Raw genomic sequence first — 25283 nt, 5'->3', positions numbered from 1 at the left:
TTTTCAGTCCAGAGCTTAGCTTGTTGACTCTTTCTCAGTCTCGCCGAAAAAGATTCACGAGCGAGTGCTCCGCTCCGGCCGCCACTTAACGGGCGCGACTAATGATCCACGCTGGCATCCCGGACAAATACAGCTTCCATATGCAGGTATCTGCGCGGCCTATAGGTTAGTTCTTTGATGCCGACCGGCTCGTCCTGAAGCTGCCCGCGCGACTGGCCTTTGGTACGGCCTATCAAAGCGTTACGCTTCGTATCCGCGCCTCGGCAACGACGACCATTTGTTGCGTCGATGTCGCTTCGATGCGCGCGCTTTCACGAAGTCGTTACGGTCTACGACCTTCATCACTGAACACGACATCGGCACGCCGATCCGTCGCCATCGGCGAGGGCTATGCCCGCATATTCAAACCGTATTTGCCGCGGAGCGATGGATCGACCACGGAAGTGGCGCACGGCGCCTGTCGCCTCATCATGAGCGAACGATCAGCCGCCTGGCATTTCCGCATCGAGAGAAGGAACACAGCATGAAAATCGATTCTCAGTTCACGCGCCGCGGCTTCGCCGCGACTGTCGCAACCGGCGTTGCGAGCATCGGGTTGCTAGCGGCCACAGCAAAATCGGCCAAGGCTTATCAGGGCAACATGGAGCGTGCGCTTGCATCGCTGCATCAAGCCTTGCAGTCGTTACAGGAGGCGACGCCGAACAAGGGTGGCCACCGAGCACGCGCGGCGGAGCTGGTCCGCCAGGCCATCGAAGAGACCGAGGCAGGCATAGCATTTGCAGCGGGGCATGGCGGGGCCGGCCGTTAGCGGACGAACGGCAGGCACCTTGCGGTGCCTGCCCATCGGTATTTAGCCAACCCAAACCGCTCCCGGCTTCCGGGCGCCCTCGATCTGCTCTCTCAGAAAGTCGATCAGGAGTTTCTTCACGCCTTCGGCGCCCAGCGTCAGCGCGAACTGATTTGACCAAACCAGACAGCAGGTAAGATGGAATGTCGGTGTAATCAGCACAGGCTCGGCAAAGTCGGCGAGCGAGAAACCTGACATGTCACCCAGATTCAGGATGGTGCTGGCAGCGCCGGAGCGCACCGCCGAAAGTTCGCTCGAGATATTGGCCGCCTCCGCGGCGAGCTGCACCGAGATTCCAGCCTTTGCGAAAGCGCGGTCGATAACGATTCGCCGCGCATTCGATTGACCCGGAAGGATCAGCGGGATCTCCGAAAGTTCGTTGATCGGGATTGTTGAGCCGGCGATCGGAGCCGATTGCTTGCTGCGGACGAGATAATGGTCCTGCCGGAACAGCGGCTGCCGCTGCACCGTGGGAAAGAACTCATCTTCAAAAATGAGAGCCAGGTCCAGGCGACTCTTCTCGACCTCCTCGCGCAGGAATTCGCTATCGCCGTCGACGAATCTAAGCGTGATTTTCGGATGAGTAGCCCGGCACAGCTCAATGAACGGCCCGACCAGGGTCGTGGAAAGAGATGCCGGCATCCCGAGGCTGACCGGCCCTTCGATTTCACCGATCTTGGAGTGCACCAGGGCCGGCAGATTCTCGTATCGGCGCAGGATCGAGGATGCTTCGTCATAGAACCGCTGCCCGGCAGCCGTCGGCTTGATGCCCCGTGCACTTCTATGCAGCAATGCGACGCCTAGCGACGCTTCCAGTTCGCCGATCTGCTGGCTCAAGGCCGGCTGCGCCACGTGAATGGTCCTGGCAGCCTGAGAGAAACTGCCGGCTTCGACGATTTTCACGAAATAATAGAGATGGCGGTACTGCATCCTCCGTCTTCCTGCAGCGGTAAACCGATGGTTGCAAAGTGCTAACAAAGACGCCGAGCTGTCAAGTTCGCTGGTGTCGCGTCATGGAAACGGCGAGACCCGCGCCGAGCCGCGAGCAAGCCTCCTCTAGCTGCCCTCGACAAAGCCGGCGATGAGCCTGGTCAGCGATTGCTCCAGCTCGTGCTGTGGCACCTGCTTATTTTCCGTCGCCACCACCGCGCGCATCACGCCGGCGAAGGCGTAGACAAGAACGAATGCGTCCGCCGGGCGCATAGGTCTTCTCACGCCACCCGAGCCGTCCGGGCCGGCTGTCGTCAGCATGTCGGTCAGGCTCTTGAGGAGCGGGTTCAGCCTGGTAGCAGGTCCGCGCGACAACGCATGTTCAAGCAGAACTCGGTGGACCCGACGCCGCCCGCCATAGCTCGTCAGTATGGAATGCACGATGATCCGAATGCGTTCTCCTGTCGCCCCGGCGCGTGCAGTCGTCATCGCCTGCATCACACGATTTGACAGTCCTTCCAGCTCTCGCCCCGACAACGCTTCGAGGACCGCGCCCCTGTTATCAAAATACTGATACAGCGTGCCGATGCTGACTCCGGCCGCTTCAGCAATTGCATTCGTCGTCAGGCCGTCCATGCCGCCTCGCTGAATGAGCCGCGTGGCAGCTTCCAATATGAGGTCGACCTTGTTTTGGGCACGAGCCTGCTGCGGCGTCCTGCGTCTAACTGATTGTTTTGATGTCGGTTTCACTGGGAATCGCCCGTGGCGCCAAACGCGAGTTGAGGATGTGAGCAATACTCATATTATCGCAACGGTCGTCAGTTTCAGAGACCTTTCTCAGAACAGAGTTGAGCAATGGATAGGAGAACGATAATCGTCACTGGAGCGAGCCTCGCTGCTGCAACTTTGGCCACGGAGGGGTCAATGGCGCAATCCACTGCGACCGACAAGCGGCCCGATCAGCGTCTTGGCCAAACCTATCGCTTTGCCGATCCGGATATGGACCTCTTTTTCGTTGCGGCGCTCGGCTGGGGTCCCGCGGGCGGCCTTGATATCGGGCAGGCCTTCTACATCGCTTCGCAGATTACAGATGGCGATGCGGACAGCTGGGTGCGCGCCTTCTCACTACGGCGACGCCATGAACGCCCAGGCGGACAGCTGGAATGTGCACGGGCGAAAGCGTGCCGCCGGTGAGGCCCGGCTCAAGGCGTTCGCCAGCTACCGCTCGGCCTGGCAATTCGCAGGCCCCGGCGATCTGTTCAGGTCCCTCGTGGTCAAACACAAGACTGCCTTTGTCGCAGCCATGAAGGAGCTTGCGCTCCCCTCGTCTCATTTCGGGGTGCCTTTCGCCGGCAAGCAACTGCCGGGCGCCTATTTCCAGAATGCGAATCCGAATGCTCCCGTGGTGCTCGTGATAGGCGGTGCCGACACTTGCTTTGAAGATCTGTTCTTGACCGTCGGCCGCAACCTTCTCGACCGCGGCTACTCCGTCGCCCTGGCCGATCTCCCAGGACAGGGCATCACGCAGGCGGACGGACTCTATTGGCAAGCTGAAGCGGAGAAGCCCATCGCTGCGATTGTTGATCTGCTCGTCAGCCGTTTCGGCGCGAAGCCCGGCCGTATTGCTTTGATCGGGTTCAGTCTGGGCGGGTACTTCGCCGCACGCGCGGCGGGCCATGATGAACGCTTTGCCACCGTGATCGCCAGCACGCCGTTTCCGAACCCGGCCGAGATGTTCGCGCTGGCGGTCAAAGAGAAAGCGAAATCATCGCAGACGCCTTCGGCATCGGCCCTGCGCAGCGCGCAAGTCACGTTATGGAAAGCAGGTGCGAGCAACCCACAGGATTTCCTGGCGCGCACATCGAACATGATCGCCGATCCTGCCTTGGTCACTGTCCCATTCCTCTCAATCCTCGGCGCGGGCGACTCGCCCGTCTTCGCGGCACAAGCTCATGCGTGGCACCGCGACATCAAATCGAGCCGGAAGGCGTTCGTTCTGCTGGACGCAGCTTCCGGGGCCGACGGCCACGTACAGGTCAACAACCGACTTCGCTTGGCCCAGGAGGCCACAGGCTGGATGGACGATATCTTCCACCTCTGATTTGAAGCCTCTCTTTTGGCTGCGCGGCCCATGCGACGCGAGTCGCGGTAGATCCGATCGGCGGCTCGATCGCCGAAGTGATCGCGTGAATCCGTGGCAGGATCATCAATACGGTCTGCCAGATCACGGCAAGCTAGCTCTTCAAAACTACTGCGATGGATTTGCTAGCTTCGCCGCGCACGCTGGGCGGCAGAACGCCGGCCATCTGGCGTACCAATAGCCGTATAGCCAAACCGTATTTGTTACCGGGCCGCGCTTGAGAGATGGTCCCGCCGCTCGCACGCGGCGGCGAGTGCACACCATTCCGGAGGCGACCACATGCCATTCGCTGCTGTTCACATCCATGAAGGATTCGTGTTCGCGCTGCTGCTCAAGATGGGGCTTTCGGCGCTGATCGCCGTATCCGTCACCGTACTTGCCGAAAAGGCAGGCCCCGTCATCGGCGCATTGCTCGCAACGCTGCCCGTCACGTCGGGGCCGGCTTTCTTCTTTCTGGCGCAGGACCATGACGCTCTCTTCATTTCTCAGACAGCGCTGTCGACCTTTGCCCAGAACATTCCGACCGCCATCTTCGCAACGTCCTACGTGCTGCTTGCACAACGTCTATCGACGACTATTAGCGTCGGCGGGGCAATGTGCATCTGGCTCGTTTATCTCGCGCTATCGCTCTGGGGAGACTCGGGCTTGCCCACTGCGCTCCTACTCGGCGCATGCGTTTTCCCGCTCTGCATCGTCCTCGTCAGGCCATATCGTCACGCAACGGCGTCAGCGCCAGGACAGCACGCAGGTGATCTGATCATGCGAGGTCTCGCCGTTGCACTGCTGGTAGGTGCGATCGAGGTCCTTGGCCTTTTGGCCACCCCCATGTGGACGGGCGTACTGGCTGCTGCGCCTGTTCTCTATCTCTCGCTGATGATCATCCTGCAGCGCCGGCTCGGCGGGCGGGCGGCAGCAGCCGTGATCGCCAACAGCCTCGCAGGTTTCCTCGGCATATCGCTGGCGTTTGTGATCGTCTACCTGCTTGCGGTACCGCTCGGGAAATGGACCGCCCTCGCCTTCGGCCTGACGTTCTCGGCCTTGTGGAATACAGGCCTGTTCCTGCTGCACTGCCGCGGCGCACCGATCCTCCAGCCCAATTCCAATCGCCTCCTTCCCTTTGAAGCCAATCGGAGCTCATCATGACCAAGACCGTCATCCAGTACGTTCTCTCCCGCCTTCACGACATCGGTATCACCGACGTGTTCGGGGTGCCCGGCGACTATGCCTTCTCTATCAACGATGCGATCTGCAACGATCCAAACTTGCGCTGAGTCGGATGTTGCAACGAGCTCAACGCGGCCTACGCGGCGGACGGCTATGCGCGCATCAAGGGAGCGGCGGCGCTGTGCACGACCTATGGCGTCGGCGAGCTCAGCGCGATCAACGGCATCGCGGGCGCATATGCCGAGCATCTGCCCGTGTTTCACCTCGTGGGCAGTCCGAACATGACAACGCGGGCTGCTCGGGCACCGATGCATCATACGCTGGGTAACGGCGAATATGAGCTCTTCCGCCGGATGACAGAACCGGTCGTCTGTGGACATGCCGTGATGACGCCGCAAAATGCCGTTTACGAGACCGAGCGGCTAATCGCGGAAGCGCTCTATCACCGCCGCCCCGTGTACATGGCTTTTCCAGCCGATCTGGCCAATCAGCCGGTGCTTGGTGAGGTGACGCCTATCTCGCCTCCGCGCAGCAATCCCGACAATCTCGCTGCCGCCGTCGAGGCCATTGCGACGACACTCGACATGGCGCGCACGGCCTGCGTGATCGCCGGTATTCTCGTCAGCCGGACCGGCAAGCGCGAGGTGCTGCAGCGCTTGATCGATGTATCGGGACTGCCGTTCAGCACCATGCTCATGGGCAAGTCCGTGCTCGACGAGCAGCATCCGTCCTATGTCGGCATCTATAATGGAGCGTTGATGAATGACGAGGTGCGTACCTTCGTCGAAGCTTGCGATTGCGTCATGCTGGTCGGTGCACCCCTGACCGATTTCAACACCGGCGCCTTCACCGCACGGCTTTCGCCGGAAAAGACCATCGCGATCAATCATCACCATGTTCAGATCGGCGGCAGGAGATTCAACGATGTTGAGATGGCCGATCTGCTCGTTGCTCTCGTGGATCACCTGCCGAAACGCGGCTGGGCCAGAATCAAGGCGAAATCCCTCGGCAAAGTGAGTGGCAAGGACAACGACCCAATCGACGCCCCCGCCCTCTATTCGCGGTGGGAACGCTTCCTGAAGCCGGATGACATCCTCGTCGTTGAAACGGGTACCGTCTCGATGGGCCTGGGGTTTGCGTTGCTGCCGCAGGGCGCGACCTTCCACAACCAGACTCTCTGGGGCTCGATCGGCTGGGCGACGCCGGCGGCATTCGGCGCCGCAGTTGCCGCACCGGACAGCCGAGTCGTTTTGGTGACGGGAGACGGAGCGCATCAGCTTACCGTGCAGGAGATCAGCCAGTTTGGCCGCCTGGGCTTGGCGCCGATCATCTTCGTGCTCAACAACAACGGCTATTTGATCGAACGGCTGCTCTGCAGGGAGCCGAGCATCGCCTACAACGACATCGCCCCGTGGCACTACGCTGACCTGGCGAAGGCCTTCGGGAACGACGATTGGCTCACGGCGCGCGTCACCACCTGTGACGAATTCGACCGGGCGCTGGAAGACGCCGGCAGGTCCAAAACCGGTGCCTACATCGAGGTCGTGACGGATGCCTACGCTGCATCGCCGCTGGCGCTGAAGCTCCACGATGCGGTGGCAACCCTCTACAAATCATAGGCTCTACCGGGAATTTGCCGCCGCGGTGATCGCGGCGGCAGCCGCCTTTTACGACAATCGCTGAACAGACGTCGGCCATAGCTGGCACCGATACCCGCATACTGAAGCCGTATTTGTTTTCGCCGAGTTCCTCGACCAGAGTGGCCGCCAGCACCAGTGGTGAACCGAGAAGGCTTCACCCCCCTTCAGGAAAGTTATACATCATGGCAAAGCTCATCTACCGGGTCGTTTCCGCCTGCGGCGCTCTTGGTTACGGCTATCCAAAGGAGTCTCTGGAAAACGCGTTGCGCGGCCGCGTCGATGCGATCATCTGCGATGGCGGTTCGATGGATGCCGGGCCTTTCTATCTTGGCACCGGGACGGAGTATTTTGAGCACGAAGCCGTGAAGGCGGATTTCCGTCACATGGTCGAGGCCGGCAAGAAACTCGGCTGCCCGGTGATCCTGGGATCCAGCGGCATGGCGGGCGGCAACCGCAACCTCGACTGGATGATCGGCCTCGCCAAGGAAGTCTTCGGTGAGCTTGAGGTGACTAACGCGAAGGTCGCCGTCATCCGTGCCGAACTTGATCCGGAATTCGTCATCCAGGAATTTCGCAAGGGAGCCCTGCGCGCAACGGGCGCCGGCCCCGAGCTCAGCGAGGAAGCGCTGCGCGAAAGCGCCATCGTCGGGCAGATGGGCATCCACCCCCTGATCACCGCCCTCGAGGACGGCGCACAATACGTGCTGGCCGGTCGTTCCTGCGATGTGGCACTATTTGCCTCCGACATGATCCGTCGCGGCATCGATGCAGGCCTCGCCTACCATGTCGGCCACATTCTGGAATGCGGCGCGCTTGCCTGTGATCCCGGCTCACCGTCGGACTGCCTCGTCGCCGAGATCTATGACGATGGCTCGGCGCTGTTCGTCGCGCCCAATCCGGCACGACGCTGCACCGCGTATTCGATTGCGGCGCACTCGCTGTACGAGGAGAGCCATCCGCAACTCCAGTTCTATCCCGAAGGCGTGCTTGCGATGGAGAAGACGGAGTTCTTCTCGCGCAACTCTGGTGTCGCCGGCATCCGCAACAGCAGGTTCGTTCGTGCAGGCAAACCCTGGCCGTGGAGCATCAAGCTGGAAGGATCGCGGAGGCTTGGCGCCCGCAAGGTCTCGGTGATCTATATCGATCCGGCCGACCTAGAGAAGATCCCAGCCGACGTACTGATCTATGGTCGGAACGGCGTGCAGGCAAAGCCGGTCCAGGATAGTCAGCGCGAGCTCGGAATCATCATCGAAACCTCGGCCAAGACACAGGAAGCGGCGGTTCTGCTGGCGAGCCTGCTGACACACTATCTGATTCACTACGGCTATCCGGGCCGCAAGGCCACGGCCGGCAACATTGCCTATCCTCTGTCTCCTAATCTCGTGAGCTTCCGCCGTGACGATGGGCTGTTCGGTGCAATTGTGCCGAGCGGAACGCGCGATCCGGTGTTCTTCGAGCACTATCCGAAGATCAAGGAGGCTGTCATCAACCTGATTCAGCACGAATTCCCGGATGCGATCAAGAATGCGACCTTCACCATCACGGATGCGGACGCAGCCAATCCGGCCATCCTGCTGCGGACCGTCGACCGCGATCCGCAGCGGCTGGCCGCGCGGCACGCCGTCGAGATCGACCGCATCACCAAGCTTGCAAAGCCGAAATCGACCTCGCGGCTCCATTTGGATGCGCCCGACGCGTACGAATGGTCGCTCTATCATCTGCTGCAGAACGAGCACGTCATCAAGAACGTGATGTTCGACATCACCTATTTCCGAGCGGACGGCGCGTCGTGGACGCGGGAAGGTGACGCTCGTCCGCATTATGAGGACATCGGGGAAACTAGTTATACCGGCAATCTCGACGATCGCACACTATCGCTGATCGCCGATGCGCCGCCGACGGGTGTGCTGCTCAAGTCGAACCGCCTGCTCGACATGGCCGTCGTGATCCGCAGCAAGGACGCAGGAATCAACCGCCTGACGTTCGACATCATCTTCACGTCGGCCGAGAACTATGAAGCCGCACTGCACTCGAACGTCTTTTCGAGCTGTAATATTGCCAAGCTTCTGGGATTGCCCCGTGAGCGGGTCGTCGGCACCTTCTTCGTCGACACGTGTAACGCCATCAAGATCTCGATCGACCGGCCGAACATCTCGGCGTCGGCGGACGAGCGGGACGTTTTCGGAGCGCAGCAGCAGGCCGCCATCGAGGGGCTCAGCATTCCGATCTACGGGACCATGCTCGCCAAGGCCTCGTCGTTGTGAGCATACTATTTGGCCGGCTCACTGCGTTTCAGCCGGGCAGCGTAACGCGTAGAGCAGCGGCTCAGCCCGGCCGCCGGTGGCTGTCATTCGTTGCGATCGCGGCAAATCGCCGTTTGGCGAACCAAATCGCATCGTGGGGGCCGAATCGATCCTCCCGCCTGGAACAACCCGGTCTGGTGCAGCAAGCAGCATCGTGCGCGGCAGGCGGGGCAGATTGTCCGTTTGCTCGCCTCAATATCCAATTCTACGACGTGCGCGTAATCGGCCTACACCGTCGGATCCGCAAGCAGTATCAAATGGGGTGAAGATATAGAAAGAGGAAAAGCCGCGCAGCAATCTGGTTGGCGGCGACTGCCACGATCGCTAGACGCATCAGCATGGGAAACTCCATTGTTTCCACGTTTCCATCCGATCATGGGTCGATCAACAGAGGTAAAGGTTCATCGGCGAGGCAAGCGCATGTCCGACAGAACCAGCCGGTTTAGAGGGTCACGGATACTGACATGACCCATCGCTATCGCTGGAATTGCCCGTTCTCGCGGTCACCATGCCGGTCGTCCTTGCCGCGTCAACAGCATGGACGAGCGCTGCAAGTTCTGTGGCTCTCAGCGCATAAAGAGCTAGTGCAGCAAACGTGAAGCACGCTGGGGGAATAGCTTCATTCATCTTACTCCAAAGCTCGACTTCCCGGATCGATGCAAACTGAAGAAGATGCCAGAAAGCCGCCTGATTGCTTGTGGTAGCTGGTTTTCGCCATCATCATCTCCGTCGACGGCGTTCTCGGTAGGCCTAGCGGCACATCAACCCCGACAAGGACTCGGAATGGCACTGCGGTCATCGCAACCCGATAAGCCCGTGCAGACCAACCTTTCCGCCGCTATCGGCCTTGCACCAGCGTGCTGCCAGTTGGGCCAATAGCTGTAACTTGAAGGATGACGTCGCCGTTTCTGGCCCAAGCGTAGTGTGGCGTGTTGGGCGGTTCCGAATAAACTGTGCCGGCCGGATAAGCTTTGAGCTTGGATTCGTCCCACGTCTCACCGACCGCGAAATAGAATGTCCCTGACATGACCAAGACGGTGCGGGCCGAATCCGGATGCCAGTGCGGCATCACCTTGGTTCCACTGGTGAACTTTATTCGATCGACATAGAGGCCAGCCTTTGATGGGTCCCCGATCAATGTGATATGCTGGGGAGCACCGGGAGGCCCTTTGTAGACCATGTCTTCCGGAAGCCAGACGACAACCTCCTCGTTGCTCTGAGCCAAAGCTTGTTGCGCGATGGGCCACGAAGCCGCGCATGTCAATGCATAGGCCATTGCTGCCGTCATACACCCTATACGCATCGTTTGCTCTCCTAGGTTTATCTTGCTGGCAGTCAATCGCCCTTGGGACAGATCGACGATCTGTCTCATTCTTCAGACGCCGGACGACGCGGTGCCTGTACTGCCAAGTTTGTCTCCGATCTGCCTCGCCCTACACCTGCGCTGTCGAGAGCGCTTCCAGGCCACGATCAACAGAATCGCGCCGCAGCCGATGGCATTGCTCATAAACAGGGATGCCATCTTCCAATCCCCTTGATTCTCGATCGCGTAGGCCATTGCCGACGCATGCGATGCGAGAAACAGACTCCATGTTCCAAACGAAATGGCCTCGGCACTGCCCTGGTCGTTAATCGCCCTGACGATTTGCGGGACGTACGCCAAAAAACGAAGACTGTTAAACAATGTGAATACGGCAAGAGTGACATCTGCGACCGTCATGCAATTCTCCGGATCGTTGCGGTCCCCGCAGCCAGCTTGCTTGGCTTTGCTACGTTCGACATCTTTTCAATACTGCGACGATGACGATACAAAGCAATGCCTATTGGCCTGATGCCGTCATATAGATGTCCCCTATCGATCCAGTTTCATCGTCTCGCAGATCCCATTGCCATCACCAACGATGGGGAGCCCTGCCACCCTGGACTATCGGATTGTTGCTTCAAGCGACCCGCTTGGCGACGTCGACCTGATCGCCTTCGATTCTGACACAGCGACACTCGCTGGCATATCCCAGCGCCGACTTGAGCATGGGAAAGATCCTGCCCATCTGCAGTGCCATGGCGAGATCGATAACGCCTCTATCGCCCCAGCGCTTGCGAACAGCATTGCGGCATGCGCCATGATCCGCCGAGCGACCCACCACCACATCCGCGAATTGGAAAGCCAACGCCGTGTCTGGGTTCATCGCTCGCAAATCGCGACGCAATACTGCTTCGATTTGATCTCTGGGAACGCCGGCCTCCAGCGCCATGTCCACGCACAGCTGCGTGCATGGCCCACAATCCTCAGCCATTGCCCCGGTTAATTTTGCGGCAAACCAAGGCTCCACTGCGACCGCTTCCCGGTGTTTCGCCGCCTTCATGAGCGCCGCAAACTTGAAGAAAGCCGCGGGCGAGGTCTTGAGCATCATTTCGAGATAGCTCGTGTCGTAAGCGTAACGCCTGCTCACCTGGCACAGAAGATATCGCGCGATAAAGCTACGCACAGCGTCTATCTCCTTTATTGGGCAAGGCTGCGTAAACCGCGAGCGCCGCGGGGAGAATTATGGTTGCGAGATCCGCCGCGGCTTGATGGTTGTGTCCAGCAACGATCTCTGCCAGATGAAGGGCACTGTGGATGCCCAGAAATCCCGCACCTGCCAAGGAAGCCGGCCAATACTCGGTCCGCCAGGCCCGAGCGGCAAGCGCGACGCCGGCAACGACAAAAGCCGCTCCGACATCCTGGACAAAATGGCGGTTAAATGGTCCCGTATCCTGCACCCCGGGCACCACTGCCCACCAGATCGAGCTTGCAATCAACATCGCCAGTCCGTTGGCGATATTGAGCAGTCCGAGACCTGCTGCGATCCATAGTTGCATGGACACCTGCGCCTTGCCGGTTTGCGCCGTTGCGATGCTACCCGAGAATGGCTGCGGCGAGCGAGATCGGAAAATCGATGGCAGAAGACGATGCGAACAATTCAACTTGAGAAGTACACAACTCTTCCGACGCTGACGAAATTGAGCCGATGTCGGGATGCGATCTGCTTTCGGCATGGCTGCACTCCAAGCTTGTTCTTTGGCACGTGTCCTACTGCGCGCGGCGCCTATCGAAACAGTTCGCCAACCCACGAGACTTCAACACATCCTTTGCTCTATCGATGAACGGCTTGCCAAAGACAAATCGAAATAGTTGCGGCAATGCGTCAGCAAAGATGAGGCGTGACAAGGGATCGGCGGTGTCAGTGCCTTGCACATGCGGTTTTCCGGTCGGGTGGGCCGCACTCAACGTGTCGGCAAACGCCGTACTTCTCCGCGGAAAAGTGCTGGAAGAGCAGCTTGGGCGTAGTAACCTTTAGCAGGCTGTTGAAGAAGCCTTTGAACGTCGTGCGATGAACGGGACGTTGTCGCCGTTGATGAGGCAGATCTCGCCTTGGAGTGAGCCGTCATCCTTTAGTTCGGCCCAGCCGTCACCCTCGGCTGGCTCCATTTCGTCGTTTCCCTGCCAGCCGAACTCGACAGCATCGCCGCGGCAGGCTCCATGAATGGAGCCAGTGAGGCAATCGAAGGCGAACTCGCCGCCGGCCTCATCGAACAGGATGTAGGCGCCCGCCAAGGCCATGTCGTAGCCCGGCGTCTCGACGACCTGCCATCTGCCCCGAATGCTCATGCCGGTGCCGCCAGAAGCTTGGGCAGCCGGATCAGATTGTAGGCTGCAAGCGCCAGGACAAAGACGGCATCTACGCGGTGGCGGCCTCGCAGCTTGACCTTGGCCAAGCCAGCGGAACTCTTGATCCAGCCGAAGACTTCTTCGATGCGTTTGCGGCAGCGTTGGCTGACGTCGTAGCCGCTGTGATGCGTCGTACGTGCGTCGATCGCCGTCTTGCGCCGCTTGCCGGTCTTACTCAGATGTCCATCAATCGCGATATGCGGGGTAACCGATCGATCTCTCAGCTCGTGCACGAATTGCGTGACATCATAGGCTTTATCCGCCCCAGCGTGATCCGCTTCGCGCTTCTCGCCTGTCGATCATGGCAAGCGCAATCTCCCGTTCGGCGGTGCCCGTCGCCTGGCCCACCTCACCCAAAACCGCTAAACCATTACCGTTTTCCATCAGAGCATGGCCCATATAACTCAGCTTAGCCGGCTGGCCATCACCCTTCTTGTAGAGCCTCGCCTCAGGATCGGTCGTGCTCGCATGGGTCTCGTTGGGTCGCTTCTCCTTGTGGAAGCTTCGCTCGGCGTTGCGTCCCGGACCATCCTCGTCTTTATCGCTACCATCTTTCTTCCGGAAGCTCTTGATCGAAGCCCAGGCTTCAATCAGCGTACCATCCACCGAGAAGTGATCGCTCGATAGCAGACGCTTGACGTTTGGCCGCGCCAAAAGCGCGTTCAGGAACTTGGCCGCAATCTCGCCTTCAAACAGCCGGTCGCGGTTCTTCGAGAAGGTCGAATGGTCCCAAACCGCATCGTCCACCCCCAGCCCAACGAACCAGCGGAACAGGAGATCGAACTCCATCCGTTCCATCAGATGCCGTTCGGAGCGAACCCCATAAAACGCTTGCAGGAGCATCGCCCGAAGCATTTCTCCGGTGCGATCGAGGGGCGGCCGAAGTTCGTATAAAGTTTGCCGAACTCGCCAGAAAGGCCTTCCAGCGCCGCATTCGCCAAGTCTCCGATCACCCGTAGCGGATGGTCGGCGCGAACTCGAGCCTCCAGGTCCACATAACTGAAAAGTGAGCCGGACCGTTCGTCACTCCCCCGCATCGCGCCCCCCAGTTAAATCCGGGTCCTAGAGAATCACGATGCGAAACGATCCGCCACCAACTTCTTCAACAGCCTGTTAGACGGCTCGCGCGTGGAGTCGTCTTAGGCGTGGCCGCCTATGTTCCTAATGTCGAACATCTCCTCGATCAAACGGCCGAACTCACCGCAGCTACCGTCGAGTTGCGGCAAAAAGTCCGAGCACCGCCCGAGGTACCGAGTTGCGCGCCTCGCGATTTCCTGAGCTCGTCGCTTCGCGTCGCACCGAGAGGGGCGTTCATCGGATCTTCGACAGGACATCGAATAGTCCGCCCGCTGCGCCCTTGATCCACTCGATACCGATACGCCGTTCAAGTTCGACACCATCGATTTTGATGAAATCAACCCTGCTGTCCCGCATACTATCAGGAACAAGGCATGCGCCGAACCCGGCAGCCACCATTGCCAAAGCTAAGCTGTCACTGTCGGTTTTCGTTACGACGATAGGTCTGACATGCCACTCGTCCAAAATCCGTGACGCCCTTTGGAGAAATTCACAATGCGTTCGCACGATGATTGGGCGCAGCTGCAGGATTTTCGGTGTAGGACGGACCGGGGCAACCGTCGACTTTGGAAAGGCCAAAACTTGTCTGTCTCTCGTGAATTCCAGCTGTCTGTAACTACGATCGGTCCTCTCGCGAAGATTCGTGATGATTGCGTCATAGCGTCCTGTCCCTAGGCGCTCGCGCAACTTGGCGAGCGGCGCAATCTCTATCCTGCTCGGGCGATCGGCCAGCATCTGCTTGAGCGGGGCTAGCAACTCAGAAAGCAACGCAGCGGGAATACTGACGAGCACGCCGATCCTGATGGGGCGCCTTGTTGCAGTCAGTGACTGCAGTGACTTTATGTTTTCAATCTCTCTCAGCACCGATCGCGCGTGCTCGAGAATACGAGCACATTCGGCTGTCGGCACTACGCCACGCGCTTGTCGTTCAAACAGCTTTCGACCCAGCTCAATCTCGAGACTATCGATTGCGGCAGACAGGGTCGGCTGCGTGACAAACGCCCGTCTCGCTGCGGCACTAAAACTTCCCGCCTCGGCGATAGCAATGAGGTATCTGAGCTGATGAATCTGCATCTATAAAAGCCATCTATATGATCGCATAGAGCCGACGGGCATTGCGCTACATCGGGATTGCCGCAGTATAAAGGACAGCAGAGAGGAATCCAAAGATGTCGAACCTGGCAAAATAGACAAAAAAGGCTCGCGGAGCGGGGTAGCGCGCAGTCGGCGCTGTCGTTCAGGCTCATAATCAATCGCTAACCCCTACAACGAGCCGGCGCGCCATCAAAATCACTCCGTATCCCGTGAAGTTCTTGGATTGGAGTCCTGCAATCGTGAGCTATTCACGTCAAGTATGGGGCGGCTTGAAATCATGACGCGCTTGGGAGGCACTAGATGGCGACTGTTGAACGACTCAAGGAGTTGGTCGAGGGCGTTACCGCTCGCGCAGGATATTCAAGTAGCATTGGAACGCGTGTACTCGAGGTCCGGCGCGGCGAAGTGACGATGGCGCTCGATCGCCGGTCCGACCTTCAACAGGTACATGGCCAATTTCACGGGGGCGTCATCGCTGGATTGGCAGATCATGCCGCGGGAGCTGCCGTCACAACTGCTTTCCCGGAGGGGAAATTCGCGGTGACTGTTGATCTTCATGTCAACTTCCTGGCGCCGGCGCTCGGGGACTCGCTTATTGCGAGAGCTAAGGCCCTGCGGGTTGGTGGAACCATCGGTGTCTCTCATGTCGACGTCTATAGCGTCTGTGCAGGTAAAGAGGAAATCTGCGCGGTCATTACGGCCACGATGCGTGCCGTCGATTTCCCGGGGACGGAGCCCGCGCGCCATTTCAAAATCTAGCGTCTCTCTTATCTTCGAGGATAGCAGATGATCGAGGTTCGGCGCTCCGGCGCAATCGCCACTGTTACTCTCAACCGGCCGGCGGCCCACAATGCCCTGTCGCGTACTTTGATCGCGCGGCTCTCGGATGCAGTCGATGATCTTGATCGGGACCCAGCGATCAGAGCCGTCGTCCTGACCGGAGGACCGACCTTTTGCGCCGGTGCCGATATAGTTGAGATGAGTGAACTTTCTCTCGAAACCGCGTTGAACGAGGACTTTTCCGGCTGCTGCGATTGTCTCGCGAGCTTCTCCAAGCCGCTGATTGCCGCGGTCGAGGGCTTTGCCATTGGCGCTGGGTGCGAACTTGTTGAAATGTGCGATATCGTCGTAGCAGGCGACAAAGCGCGTCTTGGGCATCCCGAGATTACGCTTGGAACGCTATCGGGTGCAGGCGGTACACAACGTCTTGCCCGAATGGTCGGCCGTGTCAGGGCCATGGATCTCGTGCTGACCGGCCGGCTTATCGAAGCGTCGGAGGCAGAAAAGATTGGCTTAGTCAGCCGGGTGGTCGTCGCTGGGGAAGCGTTGGTCGTTGCGCTCAATATTGCAGAAGCCATTGCAAGCCGACCTCTGCTCGCTTTGAAGTTCGCCAAGGAAGCAGTGGACCGTGCCGTCTCGGTCGGGCTTGAGGAAGGCCTCAGACTCGAGCGGCGACTCTTTCATCTGACGTTCGCGACAGGAGAGTTGCATGGGGGCACCGCGTCATTTCTTGCTAGACGTGAAGCAAGGACAAAGACCAGTAAATGAATAACTTGCCCAGGACCCATCGAAATGGCTGCGGCAATGCGTCAGCAAAGATTAGCCGTGGCAAACATCATCAGCTGCCTCCGCTCAATGCTGTTCGTGCCTTCGAGGTAGCGGCGCGAACAGGTGGTTTCCAATCGGCTGGAGCCGAACTCAGCGTGTCGGCAAACGCGGTGGGCCGCCTAGTAAAGGTGCTGGAGGATTGGCTTGGGGTGACACTCTTTACTCGACTCCCGCGTGGCATCGTGTTGACGGAGGCAGGGCGGACCTATCTTGCGAAGCTCGAACGGCTCTTTGATCAACTCGCCGAGGCGACAATCGATTTGCAACGCCGCAAAAATGCAAGCGTGCTGACCATAAGTGCCGCCCCCTCTTTCGCGGTGCGGTGGCTGGTTCCGCGCCTCCAATATTTGACTACCCGATATCCGGGGCTCGACGTACGGCTGCACGCATCTGCGTCGCACACAGATTTCACCCGGGATCAAGTAGATTTAGCCATCCGTCAGGCGATCAGGATCGAAGACCACCTGCACAGCGATTTGCTGGTGCAGGAAGATTTCTATCCCGTCTGTAGCCCCGCGCTGCTGTCGTGTGCGCCGAGGCTGCGTCAGGTTTCGGACCTTTCGCAGCACACGTTGCTGCACAGCGAATGCTCGGAAACCCCCGATCAGATTGACTGGACACGCTGGCTGGCCGCTGCCGGCGAGAAGGACATCAACGCCGAGCGAGGACTACGCTTTTCCTTCTCGCACCTGACGTTGCAAGCTGCCGGCACAGGTCAGGGCGTCGCGCTTGGCAGCTCGGCATTGATCTCCGATGACTTGAGCATCGGGAGGCTCGTTAGGCCGTTTGGCGACCTTTCCGTGCGGGGCCCCTATGGGCTGTTCATCGTCTGCCCCCTGGCCACTGCCGATCACGACAAGATCGTCGCCTTCCGGAATTGGGCGCTGGAGGAAGCGGCCCGAGAACGCTGCGCGCACGATCCCAGCAAGTCTGCTGAAGCGCGCGCGTGACGACGACATTGCCGTGCTGGCCGTCTCCCATGAGTTGGAATTCATCCGCGTCACGGAGAAGACGCACGTGCTGTATTTCGGCAAGATCATTGCTTCAGGCAACGTCGGGTCAATCCAAGCAGCCCCAAGATCAGGCAGGTCCATCTCGGCAACTAGGAGCTGGCGTTGCTGCAGGTTCAGGGTACCATAACAGCTCAAGGGTGTTGGCCATGTCCTTCTACGAACCCGCGTATGCTGGCCGAGTCGACCGAATGAAGGCCTCGGAAATTCGTGAGTTGCTGAAGCTCTTGGAACAGCCCGGCATCACTTCTTTTGCTGGCGGTATTCCCGATCCAAAGTTGTTCCCGATAGCAGAGACTCAGGCGGCGTATGCAGAAGTTCTCGGCAATGTGACGCTTGGATCGCAAGCACTGCAGTACTCGGTAAGCGAAGGCTATTTGCCATTGCGGCAATGGATCGTGTCGCACATGATGACGAGAGGTGTGCCATGCACGGTGGACAACATCGTAATCACTTCGGGTTCACAGCAGGGACTCGAATTCCTCGGCCGCCTACTCTTATCACCGAAAGATACTGCTTTGGTCGAGATGCCCACATATCTCGGTGCTCTGCAGGCCTTTTCCGCCTTTGAACCACACTACGACGAACTTCGGCCTGAGGGCGGCAACCACACTCCTGAAGCCTATGCGGCCAGCGCAGCAGCGGCTGGCGGGCGAGTGAAGTTCGCTTACGTCGTGCCCGATTTTGCGAACCCGACCGGTCTGACGCTTTCTCGTGCTGCACGCGAGAACTTATTGACTCTCGCACGAGAGCTTGAGGTACCCGTGCTTGAAGATAGTGCCTATGCTGCGTTGCGCTTCGAAGGTACGCCGATGCCAAGCTTGCAGTCTTTGGATATTCGATGCATGGGCAGCATCGATGCATCCCGGGTCGTGTACTGCGGCACCTTTTCGAAGACAGTCACTCCCGGGCTGCGGCTCGGCTGGCTGTGTGCGTCTCGCGAGATAATCCGTCGCCTCGTCCTGGTGAAGCAAGCAACCGACCTCAACAGCCCGCTACTCAATCAGATGGTGATGCACCGGTTGGTAGAGGACGTGTACGACCGGCAGGTGGAAAAGGCTATCGCGCAATATCGTGGACGGCGTGACGTGATGTTGCGAGCTCTGGAAACCTATATGCCAACCGGCGTGACATGGACACGGCCCGAGGGCGGCTTGTTCATCTGGGTGACGTTGCCGGACGGAACTGATGGTGCCGCTTTGCTGGAGCGTGCCATCGCCGAGGCCAAAGTTGCGTTCGTCCCAGGAGCAGCATTCTTTGCAAGCCAGCGCGGTCGCAACACGATACGATTATCTTTTTCTCTGCCCGATGAGGAAGAGATCACCACGGCTATTCAGAGGCTTTCCCATCTGTTGGCGCATTGAGCACCAAGCTGAAGTGCTTCAGTGGCCACTCGGACGTCTGCATTCTGATGTGCTGCTGCCCCATGGAGAACGAGTAGCGAGACCGCCGCTAGAGTTCAGGCTTTGTCGACAGTTGATATCCGCTTCTGTGGAAGATTTCGGATGCTGGCCGGTTGAGGGACAGGCCGCGCGTTCGGCGGCTGGCGTCCGAAAGCCACCAAGGGGAAAGCCTGGCTAGGCACCTACCGCAGCCGAGAGGTGTGGAGCATCTCTCGCATGTCACCATTTCCGCAGCGTGACTTTCGGCACTTTCCAACGGGCAAGTGCTTGGACAGCATCAACGTACCAGCGCGAAACCAGGCACGGTTCCCAATACAACGGCCATTTCCGTGGCAAACACCTTGATCATCGACGCTTCCTGAACGGGATTTTCGCCCAGATCAAGTCTTTCAGCGGCGTCATGAACCATCAGACGGCAAGCATGAATACGCGTCGAGATGTCGGCGATCCACCACTGGATAGCCTGTCGGTCCGCGAGTTTCACTCCGAAGGTCTCACGCTGCTTCGCATACTCACACATCAAGTCGAGGGCCCGCCTTGCTATGCCGATCGCCGTTGAGCCCATCTCGAGTCGGCGTGTCAGCAGGCGAAGCTGCATCGGTATATAGCCCTGCCCCACAATCCCGAGCACTGCGTCCTCTGAAACTCGGCAGTCATCAAACAAAATTTCATATGTGGACGATCCGCCGATCATCGGAATTTCGCGTTCAATAATGAAGCCAGCTACGCCCTTCTCGACGATGAACGAGGTAATGCCATTCCGGCGACTACCCTCGCCGACACGAGCCATGACAATGACGAAGTCAGCGTGCTTAGCATTGGAGATCCAGATTTTGCGTCCGTTGATTACCCACTGTCCGCTGTCTAGTACGGCACGTGTCTTCAACGCCGCGGGATCGCCGCCAGCGCCGGGTTCGGAAATTGCTATCGCAGATTGCATCCGTCCCTCGATGTAGGGCCTTAGATAGCGCTGCTTCTGTGCCTCGGAGCCGATTGCGTTTAGCATGCGCAAGTTCGGCGAATCCGGGGGCAGCGTGAAATTGACACACGTGCGACCCATCTCCTCCTTCACCGTAGCCATCGTTACGGCTGGCAAATCTTGACCGCCAAGCTCCACCGGGGCGTCCAGGCCCCACAGGCCCAGTTCTTTTGACACGCTACGCAAGCGCTCACACTGTGGCTCCGTGAGAGATCGTTCGCTATCACCGGCCATCCGCCTGTTGAGCACATCACTTTCGAGCGGGACGAGCTCACGGTCCACAAATTTGGCGACCGTCTGCTGGATCATTTTGGTTTCGTCGTCCAAGAGCATCACTTATGTCTTTCATGTTTGGGCTGCTGTCCCGCTAGCAGGCAATGCGATCGCAACTCTCTTCAACCAATTGCCCGCGGCCGAGTGACAACAATTCCCCCGTCAAACGAACTCCAATTTCGAAACGCGTTCTTCCAGAAGTGCCCCCGCCGCGCAGGGGGAGCCTGCCAGCTATCTTGAATTTCCTTTCCGGATTCCAGCAGAGTTGCTCGTTGCCTACCGTTGTGTAGTCAACAGATGACGCGCTCCATTTGGAGCGAGGAAGATGACGAGGAACAGCAGCACGCCAAACACGGCGCCGGATAGGCCCTTCGAGATGCCTTCAGCGATGTTCGGCACGAAGATGATGAAGGCGGCGCCGACGATCGATCCGGGCAGCCAGCCGACGCCGCCGACGACCATGCCGAGGAACAATGAGATCGCGAGCGTGATGGTGTAGCTGTCGGGCGCCACGAACTGCACGGCAATCGCACCAAGGCCGCCGGCGACGCCGGTGATGCCGGCCGAGACGCCGAAAGCGAGCGTCTTGTAGAGCGCAACGTCCACGCCCATGGCGGAGGCGGCGATCTCGTTGTCGCGGATCGCCATGAAGGCGCGGCCCGAACGCGAGCGCAACAGGTTCACCGAGAAGATGTAGATCGCGATGGAGATCACCAGGGTGAAGTAATAAAGCCACATGTCCTGCGACATCGGCAGGCCGAACGGCGCGTCCGGCTTGGTGACCACGAGGCCCTGCACCCCGCCGGTCCAGTGCTCGAGGAAGTTGAGCTTCAGGAGCTGCGGCATGGCGGTCGCGAGCGCGAAGGTGGCGAGCGCAAGATAGACGCCCGACAGCCGCAGCGCCGGCTGGCCGAACAGGAAGCCCGCGCCGAAGCAGAGCACGCCGGCAATCGGCAGGCACAGCGCATAGTTGACGTTGAACTGCTCCATCAGCACCGCCGTGGTGTAGGCACCGATGGCGTAGAACGCGCTCTGGCCGAGCGAGAACTGGCCCGAGCCGCCGGTGAGGATGTTGAGCGCGAGCACCGCCAGGCCGTAGATCAGCAGCATCGTCATCTGGAAGATGATGAAGTTCTTGGCGAACAGCGGCACGATCAAAAGGAGCAGCAGCACGACGTAGGAGGTGCCGTTGCCGAGCGTCATGGCCCGCTTCGGAACGGCCTCGACCGCCTGGTCTTCCTGGGCAACTTGTTCAATGGCGCTCATGATCAAACTCGCTTGACGATTTGCCGGCCGAACAGGCCAGCGGGTTTGACGACCAGGACGGAAATGATCAGCGCGAGCGCGATCGGGAGTTTCAGCTCGTTGCCGCCCCCGGGAATGTAGGTACCCGCGAGGTTCTCGAAGATGCCCATCAGGAAGCCGCCGACGACGGCGCCGAACGGGCTGGTCAACCCGCCGAGCACGGCGGCGGCAAAGCCGTAGATCAGCACGCCGCCCATCATGTTGGGCTCGAGGAACACGACCGGAGCGATCAGCATGCCGGCGATGGCGCCGATGGCGGAAGCCATGCCCCAGCCGAGCGCGATCATCCAGCTCGTGTTGATGCCGACGAGGCGGGCCGATTCAGGCAGCGAGGCGGCCGCCCGCATCGCAAGCCCGATCCGCGTGTACTGGAAGAAGAAGAACAGGCCGATCAGGAGCAGCACGGTGACGCCGATCATGCCGGCCTGGTGGGTCGAGATGAGCTGGCTGCCGAGGAACGGCGCGGAGCCGAACGGGGTCGGATACTGCTTGATGGTGAAGTCCCAGATCAGGCCGGCCGACGAGTTGATGATGGCAAACAGCGCGATGAAGCCGGCGACATTGGTCAGGATCGGCGCCTTGGCCAGCGGCTTGAACAGGATTCGCTCCAGCGCGACACCGCCGACGAAAGCGAACACCAGCGTGATCACGAAGGCCGCCCAGTAGGGCACGCCCCACTGCATAAGCTGCCATGAGACGAAGGTCGCAAACATCGCCATCTCGCCTTGCGCGAAGTTGAGATGGTCGATGGCCTGGTAGATCATGACCACGGCGAGCGCCATGCAGGCGTAGATCGCTCCCGTGGCGATGCCGGCCAGGACCTGGTTGGTGAAAAGCTCCATTGTCGCCGGCTCCGTTAGTAGCCCAGATAGGATTTGCGGATGTCTTCGTTGTTCGCGATGTCCTTGGCGTTGCCCGACATCACGATGCGCCCGGTCTCGATCACATAGGCCTGGTCGGCGAGCTCCAGCGCGAGCTGGGCGTTCTGCTCGACGACCAGGATCGACACCTTGTCCTCGCGATTGATCTTGCCGAGGATGCCGAAGAGGTCGCGCACGACGAGGGGCGCGAGCCCGAACGACGGCTCGTCCAGCAGCATCAGGCGCGGCCGCAGCATCAGCGCACGCGCGACCGCGAGCATCTGCTGCTCGCCGCCGGAGAGCGTGCCGGCCTGTTGGGTGTGCCGCTGCTTCAGGACCGGGAAATGCGCATACATGCGCTCGATGTCGGAGACGATCCCGGCGTTGTCCTTGCGGGTGATGGCGCCGAGCTGGAGGTTCTCCTCCACGGTCATGTTGGTGAACGTGCCGCGGCCCTGCGGCACATGCGCGATGCCGAAGCGCACGATGTTCTCGGTCGAGCGGTTGTTCAGCGGCTTGCCGTCGAACTCGATCGCGCCGGTCGAGCGCACCATGTTGCAGATCGCCCGCAGCGTCGTGGTCTTGCCGGCGCCGTTGGCGCCCAGCAGCGTCGTCAGCGAGCCCTCGTTGAGCGAGAAGGACAGGCCATGAAGGGCCTGGACCTGGCCGTAATAGGCGCGCAGGTCCTTGACGTTGAGCAGCGTCGTCATTGGTCCTTGCTCCCGAGATAGGCCTTGATGACGTCGGGGTCCGCCTGCACCTGGGCGGGCGTGCCTTCCGCGAGCTTCTTGCCGAAATTCAGTGCGACGACGTGATCGGCGATCGACATCACGAGGCCCATGTGATGCTCCACCAGCAGCACCGTCATGTGGCGGTCGTCGCGGATGCGGCGAATGAGGTCGCCGAGCACGTAGACTTCCTCGTGGTTGAGGCCGCCGGCCGGCTCGTCGAGCAGCAGGATCTTCGGGTCCGCGGCGAGAGCTCGCGCCAGCTCGACGCGCTTCTGGGTGCCGAATGGCAGGCCGGAGACCACGGTGTGGGCGACGTCCTCGAGATCGAGATAGGCGAGAATCTCCTCGATCTTCTTGTTCACGGTCGTCTCACTGCGGCGAACCCATGCCAACCGCAACGAGTCAGAGATGATGTCGCTGGAGGTGCGGGCATGTGTGCCGACCCGCACATTGTCCATCACCGAGAGATTCGGAAACAACGCGACGTTCTGGAACGTGCGGCCGATGCCGATCTCGGCAATGCGATGCGGCGGACGCGACAGGATGCTGACGCCTTCCATCAGGATGTCGCCGGACGACGGCTGATAGAGCCGGGACAGGCAATTGAAGAGGGTGGTCTTGCCGGCGCCATTGGGGCCGATCAGCCCCAGGATCTGGCCCTTGTGCATGTCGAAGGTCACGCCGTTGAGCGCGATGATACCGCCGAACAAGACCGTCAACTCATTGATTTTTATTATCTGATCCGACGCAAGAGCAGAGTTGGTCGACAAGTGATTGCGATTTGATGATGTCATGCTCAGAATGTAGCTGGATCTCACTACTTCGTGCCAAACGGTTGCCGAATGCACTAGCTTTGCTGCTCTCCGACTCCGGAGCCGAGAGAGTGTTGAGGCCTTTGGAGCGGAGTACTTGGGATCATCACTCCGGCAAGTCGGATATCTCTCGGAATTGAGCGGCGCCAAGCTCACTTAGAATTTCTGCGGTATGCTGACCGAGACCTGGAGCGTGATGTCGTAGACTGAATGGTGCAGCTCCATAAGTGACCGCACTGCGTATCAATCGATATGAACCTCCCCTTGGATGTTCGACGGTTTCGAAAAGCTCGACCGCCTTGACGTGAGGGTCATGGAAGATTTGAGCGAGACCGAGCACGGGCATGCAGGGTATGTCCGCCCGTTCACAAAACGCGAGCCATTCGGCATTGGTCCAACGCGGGGCTTCTTTGCGAACCTCGGCGTAGAGCTCGCCCAAGTATTCCTGTCGCGTCTCGAGGCTCCTGAACCGAGCGTCGGCTAGTAGGTCGTTTCGTCCCGTAAAATGGAAGAAATCTCGCCAGTTCCGATCGGAATAGGGCAAAATGCAAGCGAAACCATCCGCGGTGGCAAACGGCCTTCTATCTGCGCTCCGAATCCGAGGATAGCCTGGCTGTCCACGGGGGGGCTGAAAGACCGCAGCACCAAAGTGCTCGACAAGATTGAAGTCGATCGCCACCTCGAACATCGGCACTTCGACCGTCTGGCCCCGCCCCGTTCTCAAGCGATGAACTATGGCTGCGAGAACGGCAATAGCGATGGCCTGCCCAACGACTTTGTCGTATATGACAGAGGGCGCGTAAGTTGGCGCGCCCACAAGTTCTTCGGACAATGAAGCGAAGCCAGACGCGGCTTGGATCAAATCGTCGTAGGCCGGTTTAGGCGCATAGGGGCCTTTGGCGCCAAAACCGTAGGCTGCGCAATAGATTATGTCTTCTCTTATTGATCGACAGAAATCGTAGTCGAAGCCAAGGCGCGCCATTACTGGCGCCCGCAAATTGTGCATAAAGACGTCTGCGCCCGCAATAAGACGCTTTAGAACCTCACGATCACGCTCGACTTTCAGATCGAGAACAATGCTACGTTTGTTACGGTTCAGATTGAGAAACATACCACTTATGTCGGAAGCCAGACACGGCTTTTGTTTCCGAACGCTATCGCCGCCAGGTGGCTCCACCTTGATAACGTCAGCACCGAGATCGGCCAGAGTGCGGCTCGCGAACGGCCCCATGATTACTGAGGTCAAGTCGACAATTCTAATACCATCTAAGATGTTGACCATGCGGTAGGCCTTTGATGTGGGCTAGATCGAGGTTACCGCGACCAATTGCAGCTCAACGACCACTCCTCGTTCCTCCACCGATTGTTCTTTTCCTCTGCGAGCAAGCATTAGAACG

Annotated in this window: 25 protein-coding genes and 2 pseudogenes; 12 read left to right on the top strand and 15 right to left on the bottom strand. The window is 59.4% G+C overall.

Going from position 1 to position 25283, the window contains the following annotated elements; all coding sequences use genetic code 11:
- Positions 1 to 523 precede the first annotated feature (523 nt).
- The gene (locus P6U30_RS06010) at positions 524 to 808 is read left to right on the top strand and encodes a hypothetical protein (RefSeq protein ID WP_407168582.1); all 285 of its coding nucleotides are present in this window, start codon (positions 524 to 526) and stop codon (positions 806 to 808) included.
- A gap of 42 nt (positions 809 to 850) precedes the next feature.
- Here the strand turns inward: P6U30_RS06010 and P6U30_RS06005 are convergent, their stop codons facing one another.
- Both P6U30_RS06005 and P6U30_RS06000 read right to left on the bottom strand, forming a co-directional pair.
- Positions 851 to 1777: a LysR substrate-binding domain-containing protein gene (locus P6U30_RS06005; protein ID WP_407168581.1), complete on the bottom strand. Its 927-nt coding sequence runs from the start codon at positions 1775 to 1777 to the stop codon at positions 851 to 853.
- A 126-nt stretch (positions 1778 to 1903) separates the two neighbouring features.
- Complete coding sequence (locus P6U30_RS06000; RefSeq protein ID WP_407168580.1) at positions 1904 to 2413, bottom strand: TetR/AcrR family transcriptional regulator; 510 nt, start codon at positions 2411 to 2413, stop codon at positions 1904 to 1906.
- Between the two features lie 288 nt (positions 2414 to 2701).
- Here P6U30_RS06000 and P6U30_RS05995 point away from each other — a divergent pair, with 288 nt between their 5' ends.
- From P6U30_RS05995 to P6U30_RS05965, 7 genes and pseudogenes are all read left to right on the top strand, one after another.
- On the top strand, positions 2702 to 2971 hold the full coding sequence (locus P6U30_RS05995) for a hypothetical protein (RefSeq protein WP_407168579.1): 270 nt from the start codon (positions 2702 to 2704) through the stop codon (positions 2969 to 2971).
- On the top strand, positions 2916 to 3878 hold the full coding sequence (locus P6U30_RS05990) for an alpha/beta hydrolase family protein (protein ID WP_407168578.1): 963 nt from the start codon (positions 2916 to 2918) through the stop codon (positions 3876 to 3878). The genes P6U30_RS05995 and P6U30_RS05990 overlap by 56 nt, the downstream gene beginning before the upstream one ends.
- A 318-nt stretch (positions 3879 to 4196) precedes the next feature.
- Entirely contained in the window at positions 4197 to 5060 is an 864-nt protein-coding gene (locus P6U30_RS05985) for a hypothetical protein (RefSeq protein ID WP_407168577.1), read from the top strand.
- Positions 5057 to 5188 (top strand): hypothetical protein, encoded by a 132-nt coding sequence (locus P6U30_RS05980; RefSeq protein ID WP_407168576.1) that lies wholly within the window; start codon positions 5057 to 5059, stop codon positions 5186 to 5188. Before P6U30_RS05985 ends, P6U30_RS05980 begins: the two co-directional genes overlap by 4 nt.
- 54 nt (positions 5189 to 5242) lie before the next feature.
- Positions 5243 to 5317 (top strand): annotated as a pseudogene (locus tag P6U30_RS05975) (hypothetical protein); the annotation flags it as partial.
- A gap of 117 nt (positions 5318 to 5434) precedes the next feature.
- Positions 5435 to 6700, top strand: coding sequence for an alpha-keto acid decarboxylase family protein (locus tag P6U30_RS05970; RefSeq protein WP_407168575.1), 1266 nt, complete (start codon positions 5435 to 5437; stop codon positions 6698 to 6700).
- A 203-nt stretch (positions 6701 to 6903) separates the two neighbouring features.
- Positions 6904 to 8985: a DUF4387 family protein gene (locus P6U30_RS05965; protein WP_407168574.1), complete on the top strand. Its 2082-nt coding sequence runs from the start codon at positions 6904 to 6906 to the stop codon at positions 8983 to 8985.
- Between the two features lie 877 nt (positions 8986 to 9862).
- On the opposite strand, the gene P6U30_RS05960 is transcribed toward P6U30_RS05965, so the two are convergent.
- The 7 genes and pseudogenes from P6U30_RS05960 to P6U30_RS05930 form a co-directional block, all read right to left on the bottom strand.
- A complete protein-coding gene (locus tag P6U30_RS05960; protein ID WP_407168573.1) occupies positions 9863 to 10396 on the bottom strand; it encodes a cupin domain-containing protein in 534 nt (177 codons plus the stop codon).
- A 3-nt stretch (positions 10397 to 10399) separates the two neighbouring features.
- Positions 10400 to 10744, bottom strand: coding sequence for a hypothetical protein (locus P6U30_RS05955; RefSeq protein WP_407168572.1), 345 nt, complete (start codon positions 10742 to 10744; stop codon positions 10400 to 10402).
- A gap of 220 nt (positions 10745 to 10964) precedes the next feature.
- The gene (locus tag P6U30_RS05950) at positions 10965 to 11510 is read right to left on the bottom strand and encodes a hypothetical protein (protein WP_407168571.1); all 546 of its coding nucleotides are present in this window, start codon (positions 11508 to 11510) and stop codon (positions 10965 to 10967) included.
- Positions 11503 to 12060: a hypothetical protein gene (locus P6U30_RS05945; protein ID WP_407168570.1), complete on the bottom strand. Its 558-nt coding sequence runs from the start codon at positions 12058 to 12060 to the stop codon at positions 11503 to 11505. The genes P6U30_RS05950 and P6U30_RS05945 overlap by 8 nt, the downstream gene beginning before the upstream one ends.
- A gap of 298 nt (positions 12061 to 12358) precedes the next feature.
- On the bottom strand, positions 12359 to 12673 hold the full coding sequence (locus P6U30_RS05940; RefSeq protein ID WP_407168569.1) for a hypothetical protein: 315 nt from the start codon (positions 12671 to 12673) through the stop codon (positions 12359 to 12361).
- Positions 12670 to 13770, bottom strand: a pseudogene (locus tag P6U30_RS05935) (IS5 family transposase). The gene P6U30_RS05940 and the pseudogene P6U30_RS05935 overlap by 4 nt, the downstream one beginning before the upstream one ends.
- A gap of 274 nt (positions 13771 to 14044) precedes the next feature.
- The gene (locus tag P6U30_RS05930; protein WP_407168568.1) at positions 14045 to 14884 is read right to left on the bottom strand and encodes a LysR family transcriptional regulator; all 840 of its coding nucleotides are present in this window, start codon (positions 14882 to 14884) and stop codon (positions 14045 to 14047) included.
- Positions 14885 to 15205: 321 nt separating this feature from the next.
- On the opposite strand from P6U30_RS05930, the gene P6U30_RS05925 reads away from it, so the two are divergent.
- The 4 genes from P6U30_RS05925 (at position 15206) to P6U30_RS05910 (ending at position 18887) form a co-directional block, all read left to right on the top strand.
- Positions 15206 to 15664, top strand: coding sequence for a PaaI family thioesterase (locus P6U30_RS05925; protein ID WP_407168567.1), 459 nt, complete (start codon positions 15206 to 15208; stop codon positions 15662 to 15664).
- A 27-nt stretch (positions 15665 to 15691) separates the two neighbouring features.
- Entirely contained in the window at positions 15692 to 16453 is a 762-nt protein-coding gene (locus P6U30_RS05920) for an enoyl-CoA hydratase-related protein (RefSeq protein WP_407168566.1), read from the top strand.
- Positions 16450 to 17463 carry a transcriptional regulator GcvA gene (gene gcvA / locus P6U30_RS05915; protein WP_407168565.1) on the top strand — a complete coding sequence of 338 codons (1014 nt, stop codon included), beginning with the start codon at positions 16450 to 16452 and terminating at the stop codon, positions 17461 to 17463. The genes P6U30_RS05920 and gcvA overlap by 4 nt, the downstream gene beginning before the upstream one ends.
- Before the next feature lie 209 nt (positions 17464 to 17672).
- Positions 17673 to 18887 (top strand): PLP-dependent aminotransferase family protein, encoded by a 1215-nt coding sequence (locus tag P6U30_RS05910; RefSeq protein WP_407168564.1) that lies wholly within the window; start codon positions 17673 to 17675, stop codon positions 18885 to 18887.
- Between the two features lie 316 nt (positions 18888 to 19203).
- On the opposite strand, the gene P6U30_RS05905 is transcribed toward P6U30_RS05910, so the two are convergent.
- The 6 genes from P6U30_RS05905 to P6U30_RS05880 all read right to left on the bottom strand — a co-directional run bounded on the left by P6U30_RS05905 (position 19204) and on the right by P6U30_RS05880 (position 25132).
- Positions 19204 to 20214 (bottom strand): acyl-CoA dehydrogenase family protein, encoded by a 1011-nt coding sequence (locus tag P6U30_RS05905; protein WP_407168563.1) that lies wholly within the window; start codon positions 20212 to 20214, stop codon positions 19204 to 19206.
- A gap of 240 nt (positions 20215 to 20454) precedes the next feature.
- The gene (locus tag P6U30_RS05900) at positions 20455 to 21444 is read right to left on the bottom strand and encodes a branched-chain amino acid ABC transporter permease (protein ID WP_407168562.1); all 990 of its coding nucleotides are present in this window, start codon (positions 21442 to 21444) and stop codon (positions 20455 to 20457) included.
- A 2-nt stretch (positions 21445 to 21446) separates the two neighbouring features.
- Complete coding sequence (locus tag P6U30_RS05895; RefSeq protein ID WP_407168561.1) at positions 21447 to 22325, bottom strand: branched-chain amino acid ABC transporter permease; 879 nt, start codon at positions 22323 to 22325, stop codon at positions 21447 to 21449.
- A gap of 14 nt (positions 22326 to 22339) precedes the next feature.
- Positions 22340 to 23053 (bottom strand): ABC transporter ATP-binding protein, encoded by a 714-nt coding sequence (locus P6U30_RS05890; RefSeq protein ID WP_407168560.1) that lies wholly within the window; start codon positions 23051 to 23053, stop codon positions 22340 to 22342.
- On the bottom strand, positions 23050 to 23844 hold the full coding sequence (locus tag P6U30_RS05885) for an ABC transporter ATP-binding protein (protein ID WP_407170367.1): 795 nt from the start codon (positions 23842 to 23844) through the stop codon (positions 23050 to 23052). The genes P6U30_RS05890 and P6U30_RS05885 overlap by 4 nt, the downstream gene beginning before the upstream one ends.
- Positions 23845 to 23992: 148 nt before the next feature.
- Positions 23993 to 25132: a CaiB/BaiF CoA transferase family protein gene (locus tag P6U30_RS05880; RefSeq protein WP_407168559.1), complete on the bottom strand. Its 1140-nt coding sequence runs from the start codon at positions 25130 to 25132 to the stop codon at positions 23993 to 23995.
- Between the last annotated feature and the right edge of the window lie 151 nt (positions 25133 to 25283).

It is taken from the genome of Bradyrhizobium sp. ORS 111 (assembly GCF_045571485.1).
Taxonomy (GTDB): Bacteria; Pseudomonadota; Alphaproteobacteria; order Rhizobiales; family Xanthobacteraceae; genus Bradyrhizobium.
This window is presented reverse-complemented; position numbering and strand designations above follow the sequence as displayed.